Annotated in this window: 9 protein-coding genes and 2 riboswitches; of the genes, 3 read left to right on the plus strand and 6 right to left on the minus strand. The window is 72.7% G+C overall.

Annotated elements, in window-relative coordinates:
• Positions 1 to 3: 3 nt before the first annotated feature.
• From bluB to BJY20_RS02595, 3 genes are all read right to left on the minus strand, one after another.
• The gene (bluB, locus tag BJY20_RS02585; RefSeq protein ID WP_185990096.1) at positions 4 to 1,761 is read right to left on the minus strand and encodes a 5,6-dimethylbenzimidazole synthase; all 1,758 of its coding nucleotides are present in this window, start codon (positions 1,759 to 1,761) and stop codon (positions 4 to 6) included.
• Entirely contained in the window at positions 1,761 to 5,429 is a 3,669-nt protein-coding gene (gene cobN, locus BJY20_RS02590) for a cobaltochelatase subunit CobN (RefSeq protein WP_185990097.1), read from the minus strand. Before cobN ends, bluB begins: the two co-directional genes overlap by 1 nt.
• An 80-nt stretch (positions 5,430 to 5,509) precedes the next feature.
• Positions 5,510 to 5,571: riboswitch (cobalamin riboswitch) on the minus strand.
• Positions 5,572 to 5,593: 22 nt separating this feature from the next.
• Entirely contained in the window at positions 5,594 to 5,809 is a 216-nt protein-coding gene (locus tag BJY20_RS02595; RefSeq protein WP_185990098.1) for a hypothetical protein, read from the minus strand.
• A 191-nt stretch (positions 5,810 to 6,000) separates the two neighbouring features.
• Here BJY20_RS02595 and BJY20_RS02600 point away from each other — a divergent pair, with 191 nt between their 5' ends.
• From BJY20_RS02600 to BJY20_RS02610, 3 genes are read left to right on the plus strand one after another with little or no spacing between them, the layout of a single operon-like run.
• Complete coding sequence (locus BJY20_RS02600) at positions 6,001 to 7,254, plus strand: cobalamin biosynthesis protein CobG (RefSeq protein WP_185990099.1); 1,254 nt, start codon at positions 6,001 to 6,003, stop codon at positions 7,252 to 7,254.
• Positions 7,255 to 7,271: 17 nt separating this feature from the next.
• A complete protein-coding gene (locus tag BJY20_RS02605; RefSeq protein ID WP_185990100.1) occupies positions 7,272 to 7,940 on the plus strand; it encodes a precorrin-8X methylmutase in 669 nt (222 codons plus the stop codon).
• Entirely contained in the window at positions 7,937 to 9,556 is a 1,620-nt protein-coding gene (locus tag BJY20_RS02610) for a precorrin-2 C(20)-methyltransferase (protein WP_185990101.1), read from the plus strand. Before BJY20_RS02605 ends, BJY20_RS02610 begins: the two co-directional genes overlap by 4 nt.
• Before the next feature lie 61 nt (positions 9,557 to 9,617).
• Here BJY20_RS02610 and BJY20_RS02615 read toward each other — a convergent pair whose 3' ends face one another.
• The 3 genes from BJY20_RS02615 to cbiE all read right to left on the minus strand — a co-directional run bounded on the left by BJY20_RS02615 (position 9,618) and on the right by cbiE (position 12,455).
• The gene (locus BJY20_RS02615; protein WP_185990102.1) at positions 9,618 to 10,175 is read right to left on the minus strand and encodes an acyl-CoA thioesterase; all 558 of its coding nucleotides are present in this window, start codon (positions 10,173 to 10,175) and stop codon (positions 9,618 to 9,620) included.
• Positions 10,176 to 10,449: 274 nt separating this feature from the next.
• Positions 10,450 to 11,235: a precorrin-4 C(11)-methyltransferase gene (gene cobM / locus BJY20_RS02620; RefSeq protein WP_185990103.1), complete on the minus strand. Its 786-nt coding sequence runs from the start codon at positions 11,233 to 11,235 to the stop codon at positions 10,450 to 10,452.
• The gene (gene cbiE / locus BJY20_RS02625) at positions 11,232 to 12,455 is read right to left on the minus strand and encodes a precorrin-6y C5,15-methyltransferase (decarboxylating) subunit CbiE (RefSeq protein ID WP_221935224.1); all 1,224 of its coding nucleotides are present in this window, start codon (positions 12,453 to 12,455) and stop codon (positions 11,232 to 11,234) included. Before cbiE ends, cobM begins: the two co-directional genes overlap by 4 nt.
• Before the next feature lie 6 nt (positions 12,456 to 12,461).
• Positions 12,462 to 12,603, plus strand: a riboswitch (cobalamin riboswitch).
• The last annotated feature ends 26 nt before the right edge of the window (positions 12,604 to 12,629 follow it).

Genomic DNA, 12,629 nt, shown 5'->3' on the forward strand with positions numbered 1-12,629 from the left:
CGTTCAGTGCGTGCGGGCGGCGACGCGACGCACGGCCAGGCCCTGCAGCACCATCGAGGCGGCGAGGCAGGCGCCCACCCCCTCCCCCGCACGCAGCCGCAGGTCGAGCAGCGGCTCCAGACCGAGCTCGCGCAGGACGAGCGCGTGGGCCCGCTCGCGACTGACCTGCCCGGCGATGAGGTGGCCCTGCACGCCCGGTTCCAGTCGCGCAGCGATGACCCCCGGCAGGGACGCGGCAAGCCCGTCGAGCACGACCGGTGCGCCGGCCGCCGCGGCACCGAGGGTGACGCCGGTGAGCAGAGCGATCTCCGGCCCCCCGACCGCGGCGAGGAGACGAAGGGGGTCGCTCTCCCCCTTCGTCCGGGCGAGGGCGGAGGCGACGACCTCCCGCTTGCGCGCGACCATGTCCGCGTCCGACCCGGAGCCGAGGCCGACGGCGTCCTGGGGCTCGAGGTCGAGCAGGGCGCAGGCGAGTGCCGCGGCGACGGTGGTGTTGCCGACACCGACCTCGCCGAGGCAGACGAGGCCGGACCCTGCGGCTTCACGACCGATGTCGCGCCCGACGGCGACCAGTGCGTCGACATCGCTCGCGCTCACGGCGTCCGACGTGGCGATGTCCCCTCGCTCCCCCGAGGGCCGGGCACTGCGCGCACCACCCACCGGATCCCCGTCGACCCCTGCGTCGACGGGGATCACGGCAAGGCCCGCCCCCCGGGCTGTGGCTGCGCCGATGGAGGTGCCGGTGACGGTGGCATGCAGGACGTCTCGCGTGCTCGATGCCGGGAAGGCACTGACCCGCAGACCCGCCACCGGGTGGTCTGCGCCGGCGAGGACGAGGGTGGCCCCCGCGACGTCCGCGGCGCCGACGGCGAGCACCCGGTTGAGCGCTCGGTCGAGCACGCCGAGCGACTCCGGCGGGGAGAGCAGCTCGTCGGCGGAGTCGGTGGCGCTGACCAACCGGTCACCCTCCGGGCCGTGCACCACCGGCCGCTCGTACGACACGGGTTGCTGCGGCGCTCCCTCGTCGGCGGGCCACCGGTCCCGGATGACGACCTGCTCCAGCGGCGTCTTCTTCGACCAGGCGGCCCGCTCCAGCCCCGGTGACGGCGGACGCTCGTCCGGCCAGCCCAGGCAGAGCCACCCGAGGGTGACGACGCCCTCGGGCAGGCCGAGCAGGTCGGCGAGCTCGTCGGGGTCGAAGAGCGTCACCCAGCCCATGCCCAGACCGTGTGCGCGGGCGGTGAGCCACATGTTCTCGATCGCGGTCGCGCAGGACCACAGGTCCGCGTCGGGGAAGGTCGCCCGACCCAGCACACCGGTTGCGGGAGTGCGCCGGTCACAGGCGACGACGATTCCCACCGGGGCCTCGCGCAGGCCTTCCAGCTTGAGGTCGAGCATGCGAGCGGCGCGTTCGGAGGCCAGCTGCTCCGCCTGCTCCAGCCGGGCTCGGTCGGCCATGTGTGCGGCCCGGTCACGGGTGGTCGCGTCGGTGACGACGATGAAGCGCCACGGCTGCGAGTGACCGACGCTCGGGGCGCGGTGACCGGCCTCGAGCACGGCGGTGAGCAGATCCTCGGGGACCGCGTCCGGGCGGTAGCGGCGGATGTCCCGCCGTCCGGCGACCACCGACGCGAGAGCCTCGGTAGCGGCCTCGCCCATCGCCCACCCGGAGGGGTCACCGCGTCGCTGCGCGGCGCTGCTGGTGTCCCCCACCGTCGGGACGGGCCGCTCGTACCGAGGGGCTCCCCCTTCGTCAGGCATTACCGGTCATCGTCCGCTGTGTCTTCCAAGTCACCCTCGATGTCGAGGTACACCTGCTGCATCTGCTGCACGACCTCGGTGTCGGGCTCCTCCCACAGGCCCCGGTCGGCTGCCTCGGTGAGCTTCTCGACGATGCCGCGCAGCGCCCACGGGTTGGCCCGGCGCATGAACTCCTGGTTGGCCTCGTCGAGGACGTAGTCCTTGGCGATCCGGTCGTACATCCAGTCGTGGACGACCCCGGCCGTCGCGTCGAAGCCGAAGAGGTAGTCCACGGTCGCCGCGAGCTCGAAGGCCCCCTTGTACCCGTGCCGCTGCATCGCCGAGATCCAGCGCGGGTTGACCACGCGGGAGCGGAAGACGCGGTTGGTCTCCTCCTGCAGGGTGCGCGTGCGCACCGCGTCCGGCGAGGTGGAGTCGCCGACGTAGGCCTTCGGCTCGGAGCCGGTCAGTGCACGAACGGTGGCGACCATGCCGCCGTGGTACTGGAAGTAGTCGTCGCTGTCGAGGATGTCCGACTCACGATTGTCGACGTTCTTCGCCGCGACCTGGATGCGGCGGTAGGTGCGCTCCATGTCCTGCGCGGCCGGCTTGCCGTCGAGGTCGCGACCGTAGGCATAGCCGCCCCACTGCGTGTAGACCTGCGCGAGGTCCTCGTCGCTGCGCCAGTTGCCGGACTCGACGACCTGCAGGATGCCGGCACCGTAGCTGCCCGGCTTGGAGCCGAAGATCCGGGTACGCGCGCGCCGCTCGTCACCGTGGTCCGCGAGGTCGGCAGCAGCGTGGGCGCGCACGTGGTTCTCCTCCTCGGGCTCGTCCAGCCCCGCGACCAGCTCGACGGCGTCGTCGATGAGGGCGATGACGTGCGGGAAGGCATCGCGGAAGAACCCGGAGATGCGCACCGTGACGTCCACGCGCGGGCGGCCGAGCTCGACCAGCGGGATCGGCTCGAGCCCGGTGACCCGGCGGGACTGCTCGTCCCACACCGGGGTCACGCCCAGCAGGGCCAGCACCTCGCCGATGTCGTCACCGGAGGTGCGCATCGCGGAGGTGCCCCACATCGACAGGCCCACGGAGGTGGGCAGCTCCCCGGTCTCCTCGCGGTAGCGCTCGAGCAGGGAGTCGGCCATGGCGGTGCCGGTCTGGTAGGCCAGCCGGGAGGGGATGGCCTTGGGGTCGACGGAGTAGAAGTTGCGGCCGGTGGGCAGGACGTTGACCAGGCCGCGAAGGGGGGACCCGCTCGGCCCGGCGGGGACGTACCCGCCGTCGAGGGCGTGCAGGACGACGTCCAGCTCCCGATCGGTCGCCGCCAGGCGCGGCACCACCTGGGTGGCCGCGAACTCCAGGACTCGGGCGACCTCGCCACTCCTGTCGGCATCGAGGTCCGGCTCCGCCGCTGCCACGACGGCGCTCGCGGCACCGGCCGACCAGTCCGCGGCGGCGAGCCCCTCGACGAGGCGACGGGCGCGGGTCTCGACGTCGTCGGTCTCGGTGGCCGAGGCGTCCTCGGTCAGGCCGAGCGCGGCCCGCAGACCGGGGACCGAGCCGACCTGGCCGGAGAACACCTGCGCCGCGCGCAGCACGGCGAGGACGAGGTTGACCAGCTCCTCCCCCGCCGGCGCCTGGCCGAGAACGTGCAGTCCGTCGCGGATCTGGACGTCCTTGATCTCGCAGAGCCAGCCGTCGACGTGCATGACGAGGTCGTCGAACCCGTCGGCGTCGTCGAGGTCGACGTCCGTCAGGCCGAGGTCGACGTGCATCTGCGCGGCGTGGATCAGCTGCCAGATCTCGCCACGCAGCGCGGGCGCCTTGGCCGGGTCCATCGCGGTGACGTTGCCGTACTCGTCGAGCAGCTGCTCCAGGCGGGCGATGTCGCCGTAGGACTCGGCGCGAGCCATCGGTGGGATGAGGTGGTCGACGATCGTCGCGTGGGCACGGCGCTTGGCCTGGGTGCCCTCGCCGGGGTCGTTGACCAGGAAGGGGTAGATCAGCGGCAGGTTGCCCAGGGCGGCGTCGGTGCCGCAGGAGGGCGACATCGCGAGGTTCTTGCCGGAGAGCCACTCGAGGTTGCCGTGCTTGCCGACGTGGACGATCGCGTGGGCGCCGAACTCCTCCTCGATCCAGCGGTAGGTCGCCAGGTAGTGGTGGGTCGGCGGCAGGTCGGGGTCGTGGTAGATCGCGATCGGGTTCTCCCCGAAGCCCCGCGGCGGCTGGACGAGCAGGGCGACGTTGCCGCGCACGAGGGCCGCGGTGACGATCTCCCCCTTCGCGTCCCGGGTGGTGTCGACGAAGACCTCCCCCGGCGCCTCGCCCCAGTGCTGCGTCATCGCCTCACGCAGGTCGACCGGCAATCGCTGGAACCACTGCGTGTACTTCTCGGCCGGGATGCGCACCTGCGCGCCCTCGACCTGCTCCTGGGTGAGCCACTCCTCGTCCTGTCCGCCGGCGGCGATCAGCTCGTGGATCAGGGCATTGCCGCAGGTGGTGTCGGGCGCCTCACCCCCGATCTCGGGCAGCGGGTCCATACCGACGTAGCCCTCACCGAGGTCGTAGCCCGCCTCGCGCATCGCCCGCAGCAGACGGATCGTCGAGACCGGGGTGTCCAGGCCGACGGCGTTGCCCAGGCGGGAGTGCTTCGTCGGGTAGGCCGACAGGACGACGGCGATCCTGCGCTCGGCCGGCGGGGTGGAACGCAGTCGGGCGTGGTTGACGGCGATGCCGGCGACGCGAGCAGCGCGCTCGGGGTCGGCGACGTAGTGCGGCAGCCCCTCGTCGTCGAACTCCTTGAAGGAGAAGGCGACCGTGATCAGGCGACCGTCGAACTCCGGGACGGCGACCTGGGTGGCGACGTCCAGCGGACTCATCCCGTCGTCGGAGGCCTGCCAGTCGGCGCGACCCCAGGTCAGGCACAGCCCCTGCAGGATCGGGATGTCGAGGGCAGCGAGGGCCTCGACGTCCCAGGCCTCGTCGTCCTCGCCGGCCCCGGCGGTGGCGGGCTTGGTGCCGCCGGCGGCCAGGACGGTGGTGATCATGGCGTCGAGGGTGCCGAGGTGGTCGAGGAGCCCCTCGGGGGCATCACGCAGGGAGGCGGCGTGGATGACCTCGCCGTGGCCACCGGTGGCGTCGATCGCGTCAGCCAGGGCGCGCGCGTAGGCGGTGTTGCCGGCGGCGTACTGCGCCCGGTAGATGAGCACGCCGACCCGGGGTCGAGTGGAGCCATCGGGAAGGGGGGCGGGCGCCTCGCGCTCCAGCACACCCCAGGTGGGCAGTGCCTGCGGCGCGTCGAAGACCTCACCGGTGAGCAGCAGGGTGTCGCCGAGGAAGGCGTGCAGCTGGGTGAGGTTCGCCGGGCCGCCCTCGGCGAGGTAACGGTGGGCCTCGGCGACGGTGCCGGGCGCGACGGTCGAGAGCTCCATCAGGGCGGCGTCCGGCTCCTGGGTCCCGCCCAGGACGACGAGCGGGGTGGTGCCGGTGCGTAGTTCGCCGAAGCCCTCCCACAGTCCCTGCGGGGAGCCGAGGTAGCGCACGATGATGATGTCGGCGCCGGCGACGCGCTCGGCGATGTGCTCCTCGGTCAGGCGGGCCGGGTTGCCGACGGTGAATTCGGCATCGGCGCTGCGGGCGCTGAGCAGGTCGGTGTCGGACGTGGACAGCAGTGCAACGGTGGGCACGTCGTGAGCTCCTTGAGCGGGGTTCCGCGCCCCGCGGTCGAAAGGGGCCCGCGCCGTGTGCCCGGGCCAGCAGAACCGACGTGTCTGACTCGCGATGAATCGCTCACAGTGGCGGGACCGTCCCGGGTTCGCACCGGGTTCCGTCGGGTTCTGCCGGTAGCAGCCTACCCATCGTGCTGGTCGCGGCGAACAGCCATGTACCTCATCCGCTCCTGGGCGGCCACCAGCAGGCTGTAGCCGATGACGATGTTGGCGACGACGTCCCGCAGACGCCACTCGCCCACGGGCACCCGTTCGACGCGCGGCTGGGCCTGTCGGCCCAGTGCGGCCAGCCAGGCCCCGACCAGGGTGAAGATCAGTGCGGCTGTCAGGACATCCATCGTGCGGCCCTCCTGGACCGGGGAGTCCGACCACGGCACCGAACACGATCACGGGTAGGTGTCGCCGTGGCGGCCATCCCATCTCCGATCGTGCGGCTCGAGCCACCCACCGTGGCTCTCCTTCCATTACAGCCCCGAATGACAGGGAGGACAAGGGTCACTCTCGTGGCACCTGCGTATGCTGCGATCCCGTGTCCACCCCTTCGTCCTCCCGCAGTGGCGCCGACCGCTGCCCGGGGCTGCTGACCCCCTTCGTGTCGGCGGACGGGGCGATGGTGCGTCTGCGGATCCCCGGAGGGCGCACGAACGCGTCCACGGTGGCCGCGGTCTCCTCTCTCGCAAAGGATCTGGGCGATCCGGACATCACCCTGACCTCCCGCGGGAGCCTGCAGCTGCGGGGTCTGCCGCAGCCGTTGCCCCGGGAACTCATCACCGCGATCGGCGACCTCGACCTCGTGCCGTCGGGCGCGCACGACAAGGCGCGCAACATCGTCGCCGACCCGGCTCCCGGGCTCGATGACCTCGTCGCCGAGCTCGACGCGGGACTGCTCGCCGACCCCGGGTTGGCGGGCCTGCCCGGTCGCTTCCTTCTCGCCGTCGCCGAGCCGGACGGCCCGGTCCTGGCGCAGCCGTGGGACATCGCGATCGTCGACGAACGCCGTCCTGAGGCGCGAGGGACGGGGCCCCACGATCCACGTGGTCGCCTCGAAGGGAGGGGGACGGCCCGCGTCCTCGTCGACGGCCACAGCGTGGTCGTCGATCGCGCGGATGCACCGCGCGCCGCGCTCGACGTGGCGCGTCGCTTCCTCGCCGTGCGCCCCGACGAGCGCACCTGGAACGTGCGCGACCTGCCCGCGTCAGAGGATGCAGACGGTGCCACCGCTGCCCAGGGCGCCAGCAGGGCCGACCTGCTGCCGGGGGGCACCCCCTTCGCCGTGGCCCCTGGTGAGCCGCCCGCGCCCGGGCCGGTCGGGGACGACCTCGTCGCCCTCGTCCCTCTGGGGTTGCTGACACCGGCCATGGCCCTCTCGTTGGACGAGGTGGGAGGAGTTCTGCGACGACCCTCGAGCCCCGGTGGTCCGGTCTCGAGGCTCAGGCCCGAGGGGCCCTCGCACCTCGACCACCGTGTCGTGGTGACCCCGTGGCGCTCGATCGTCCTCCCCGGGGGGGCGGAGTACGCGGACGATCTCGCCGCTGCCGGGCTGGTCACCACACCCGACTCCCCCTGGAGCGTCCTGACGGCCTGTGCCGGCGCCCCCTCGTGCAACCGGACGACGACACCGACGCGCCGGATCGCGCAGGAGGCGGCCCCCTTCGTCGACGTCGATGGGCCGCCGGTCCACGTGATCGGGTGCGACCGCGCCTGCGGGCACCCGGCCCGTGAGCACGCCATCTCCCTGAACCCCTCCTGCGCTGCGGACGTCGTTGCCGCGCAACGCTCCTGACGAGAAATGAAGGACTGATGACCGTTCCCAGCCAGCCCACCCGGCGCTACGACTACGTCACCGACGGCCAGGAGATCTATCGGCGCTCCTTCGGCATGATCCGCCAGGAGTCCGATCTCTCCCGCCTGCCCGAGGCCCTGCACGGCGTCGCGACCCGACTCATCCACGCCGCCGGTGACACGGACGTCACCGAGCACATCGCCGCCCACGAGGACGTCGTGCGCGCCACCCGAGAGGCCCTCGCCGCGGGCGCGCCGATCCTCACCGACAGCAACATGCTCGCCCAGGGGGTCACGCGCCGCCGCCTGCCCGCGGACAACGAGGTGATCTGCACGCTGCGCGACGAGCGTGTGCCGCAACTGGCCGCTGCCTGGGGCACCACCCGCGCCGCGGCCGCGGTGTCGCTGTGGGGCGACCGGCTCCAGGGCTCGGTCGTAGCCATCGGCAACGCGCCGACGGCCCTGTTCCACCTGCTGGAAATGCTCCATGACGGGGCTCCTCGGCCGGCAGCCGTCGTCGGTATGCCGGTCGGCTTCGTCGGCTCCGCCGAGTCCAAGGTCGCTCTGGCAGAGCACGACCTGCCGGGAGGAGCCACCCCTTGGCTGGTCGTCCACGGCCGCCGCGGAGGCTCCGCGATGGCCGCGGCCGCACTCAACGCCCTCGCGAACCCGGACGAGCTGGCATGAGCGGGCGCTTCTACGGCGTGGGCATCGGCCCCGGCGACCCCGAGCTGATCACCCTCAAGGCCGCCCGGCTCATCGCCGAGGCGGACGTCATCGCCTACCACGCCGGCGCCGGCAAGCAGTCGATGGCACGGTCCATCGCCGCCGGTCTGATCCCCGAGGGCGTCGTCGAGGAGGAGCTGCGCTACCCCGTGACCACGGGTACGACCAACCACCCGGGCGGGTACTACGGGGCGCTGGCCGACTTCTACGACGAGTGCTCGCAACGGCTCGAGTCGCACCTCGCGGCCGGTCGAACCGTCGTCGTGCTCGCAGTCGGCGACCCGTTGTTCTTCGGGTCCTTCATGTACGTCCACGACCGACTCTCCCCGCACTACCCGACGCAGGTCGTCCCGGGGATCACCTCGCTGTCGGCGGCGACCGCAGCCGTGGCCACCGGCCTGTGCCGCCACGAGGACACCCTGACCGTCCTGCCCGGCACCCTGGCCGTGCCCGAGCTCGCCCGGCGCCTGGCCGACACCGACGCCGCGATCATCATGAAGCTCGGTCGCACTTTCGCCGGAGTGCGTGAGGCACTGCGCCGGGCGGGGCTGCTCGAGCGTGCCGTGTACGTCGAACGCGCCTCCGGCACAGGGCAGGTCGTGCTCCCCGCCGCCGAGGTGGACGAGGGCCGGGTGCCCTACATGTCGCTCGTCGTCGTGCCCGGTGAGGGGCTGCGGGACGATGCCGCCGGACGAGCGGCCGACTTCGTGCGGATGACGGCTGGGGCGGAGGGCGCCACCGGCGCAGGAGAGGTACTGCCCCCCTTCGAGGCGCCCACGCGGCACGTGGGACCCACTTCGTCGCACCTCAGGACACCGCCTTCGTCATCGTCCGGCACCGTGCACGTGGTCGGCCTCGGCCCCGGCCCGGACCGCTGGCTCACGCCGGAGGCCTCCGACGTCCTCGGCTCGGTCGCGCACGTCGTCGGCTACGGGCCCTACCTCGCCCGGGTACCGCAGCGCGAGGGCCTCACCCGCCACGCCAGCGGCAACTCCGTCGAGCTCGACCGCGGCCGACTCGCGCTCGACCTGGCGAAGGGGGGCGAGGACGTCGCCCTCGTGTCCGGCGGCGACGCCGGTGTCTTCGGGATGGCGACGGCACTCTTCGAGTCCCGGGATGCTGCGCTGACCGAGGACCGCGGCTACGCGGACGTGCCGGTGAAGGTCGTGCCCGGGGTGACCGCGGCGCACGCCGCGAGCGCCCTCGTCGGTGCCGTCCTGGGCGGGGACCACGCCCTGGTCAACCTCTCCGACAACCTCAAGCCGTGGGACGTCCTCGCTGACCGCCTGATCGCACTTGCCACCCACGACATCGCGATCGCGCTGTACAACCCGCGCTCGCGCTCGCGCCCGGACACCCTCGGTGCGGCGCGGGACCTGCTCGTGGACGCGGTCGGCCCCGGACGGGTCGTCGTCGTCGCCCGGCACGTGGGGCGGGACCAAGAGTCCGTATCGGTGTCGACTTTGGGCGAGCTCGACGTCGAGGCCGTCGACATGGGCTGCCTCGTGGTCATCGGTGCCTCGAGCACGCGAGTCACCGATGACGGCCGGGTCTGGACGCCGCGCTCCGTGGGCTGACCCGACGGCGTTGTCCGCGCCTGTGTCCCGCTATTTCGGGACACGGGCGCGCTGTTCGCCGTCAGGCCCAGAAGGGAGGCTCCCCCGCGGGCGCGTCCTCACGAGGTGAGGGCAGGCGGGACCCGTCTCCCCACCCCTTCGCCCAGTCGGGGGTGCGACTCGGGGGCGGGTCGATACCCAGGAGGGGCCACAGGCGTTCGGTGTCGACGCCCTTGCCCTTGTGCAGGAACCGCATCCGCACCAGCGTCTGCGCGCACACCTGGTCGTCGACGACGAAACGCTGCTCGCAGTACACGCTGACCCGGTCCCATCCGGCGATGACACTCTGCAATTCGTAGGCCTGCATGGGCGCCAGTGAGGTCCGGAAGGTCATCGTCTCCTGCATGACGACCGGCGAGACCCGGTGGCGCAGCAGAGCCCGGCCCCACCCGGAACGGATCATCAGATCGATGCGACCGAGATCGGCCATCGAGAAGTAGACGCCGTTGTTCATGTGGCCGGCGAGGTCGATGTCATTGGGCAGGACCCGCAGGCGCAGGGTCGCCGGCTGATCGGGCGCGACGCCGCCTCGGCGCTTGGCGGTGGCAAGGGTCCAGGCAATGCGAAGTGAGCGGTTCATCGGGTCGTCCTCGGGCTGGGGTGCATCAGCCCCACATCCTGCCCGTCGCCCGGTGGGGTCCCGGTGGTCGACGGGCCGGGCCACGGTGTGAGGATCGCCACGGGGTCAGGGGATCATCCGCTAGGTTCGACGAGGCAGTGACCGGTCGCACACGCGCGCAGCTCGGCCGTGGCGGCCCTCGACCTCAACTCCGTCGTCACGGGCAATCGGCGCGGGTCACTGCCACTGCGCTGGATCCTGCTGCACGTGCTGCGGGAGGTGGCCCAGCACGCCCCTATCGACGCCCTGCCTGCTCGGCTTCGATCGCCCTACCGTCCAGATCGGCCACCCGGCGGCAGGAGTAGAGGTGCGACTCGACGAAGTCCTCAGCGCGCAGCGCCCAGCCGACGACGATGATCGCCGCCTGCCTCAGGTCGTGGGCCTCGACCTCGTCGGCGATGTCGGCGAGCGTCCCGCGCAGGACGATCTCCTCGGGCTGCTCCACGCGGTAGGCCACGGCCACCGGGCAGTCGGCGCCGTAGTGCTCCGCCAGACGCTCGGCGAGCTCGCGGGTGCGACGGATCCCCAGGTGGAGCACGAGAGTGGCTCCCGTCGTGGCGAAGGCCTCCAGCGACTCCCCCGACGGCATCGCCGTCGAGTCCCGCTGGGCGCGGGTGAGCACGACGGACTGGGCGACCTCGGGGACGGTCAGCTCGCGGCCCAGGCGCGCGGCGGTCGCGGCGTAGGCGGCGATGCCCGGGGTGATGTCCCACGGGACCCCGCGCTCGTCCAGGCGCCGGGTCTGCTCGGCGATCGCGGAGTACACCGAGGGGTCACCCGAGCACAAGCGGGCGACGTCCTCGCCGCGGTCGTGGGCGGCTGCCATCTCGGCGATGATCCCGTCCAGGTCGAGCGCCTGGGTGTCGACGAGGCGGGCGCCCCGGGGGCAGTGCGCCAGGACGGCCGCGTCGAGGTAGGTGCCGGCGTACAGGCACACCCGGCTCGCGGCGAGCAGCCGGGTGGCGCGGACGGTGAGCAGGTCGGCGGCGCCGGGTCCGGCACCGATGAAGTGGACGGTCATTCTTCTCCTCGGACGACGGCGAGCTGGACCACGGCACGCGCCGGGGTCCACGACAGGTGGGCCCCGAGCGGGACGGCCCGCTCGATCATCAGGCGGGTGAGGTCACCGCCGGCGCGCTCGTGGATGGCAAGCAGTGCCGCCTCACCCCCGAGGGTGACGGCGTGCGCCACGAGGCGACCACCGGGGCGCAAGGAGGCCCACGCTGCCTCCAGGATCGGCTCGGCAAGGCCCCCGCCGACGAAGACGGCGTCCGGCCGGGTGAGCGCGCTCAGGTCGCGCGTCGCGCTGTCCCCGTGGAGGACCGTCACCCGGCCCGCGAGGCCGAGGGCGGCCGCATTGGCGGTGATCCGCTCGGCCCGGGTCGCGTCGCGCTCGATGCAGGTCGCGGTGGCCCGCTCGGCGCCGAGGCACCACTCGAGGGCCACCGTCCCGTTGCCGGCACCGAGGTCCCACAGGTGCGAACCGGGTGTGGGCCGCAGCCGCGACAGGGCGCTGGCCCGCACGTCCCGCTTGGTCACCTGCCCGTCGTGCTCGATGAAGTCCTCGGCCCGCCCCGGCATGGCGCCCGCGGTCGTCACGGCAGCCGGGCTGCAGGCACGCACGTCGAGACAGCAGACCACGAGGTCGGCGGTCGCACCGGTGAAGGCGTCCGCACGGGCCGCGACGGCCCCCTCGTCGGGCCCACCCAAATGCCACCGGGCAGTGATTTCCGTTGCGCCCCGACCGTGCTGGGTCAACAGTTCGGCAAGACGCCAAGGGTCGGAGCCGTCGGAGCAGAGCACGACGACACGGGCCCCGGGCGCCAGGTGCGGCAGCACCGCGCGCAGGTCCCGGCCGACGGTGGTGACCACGGTGGTCTCCTCGGCGGACCAGCCCTGGCGCGCCCGGGCGAGGACGTCGCACGAGAGCGCCGGGTGGATGCGCACCCGGTCGGCCCCGAGCAGGTCGACCAGGGTCGTCCCGATCCCCGAGCGAAGGGGGTCCCCGCTGGCGAGCACGACCACGGCACCGGTCGACTCGGCCGACTCCAGGAGTCCCGGCAGTGCCGGGAGAAGGGGGCTGGGCCAGGCCACGAGATCGGCCCCGGTGGCGGCGTGCTCGGCCACGAGATCGAGGTGGCGCCGGCCACCCAGCACGGTGGCGGCGTCGCGGACGAGGCCGCGCCGCCCTTCGTCCAGGCCGACCCAGCCGTCATCACCGATACCCACGACGTCGATCACGGACGCCAACCATAGGCCCATGTCGGCCTGTGGCATGCTGTCGTCCGGCGCAGCCAACCGAGGAATCCGGTGCGAATCCGGAGCGGTCCCGCCACTGTGAAGGCCGTCAAGGCCAAGCCAGGACATCGGTCTGCGCTCGCCGGAGCGAACCCGCCCGGCGACGTCGTACGGCGA

The organism is Janibacter cremeus (assembly GCF_013409205.1).
GTDB lineage: Bacteria > Actinomycetota > Actinomycetes > Actinomycetales > Dermatophilaceae > Janibacter > Janibacter cremeus.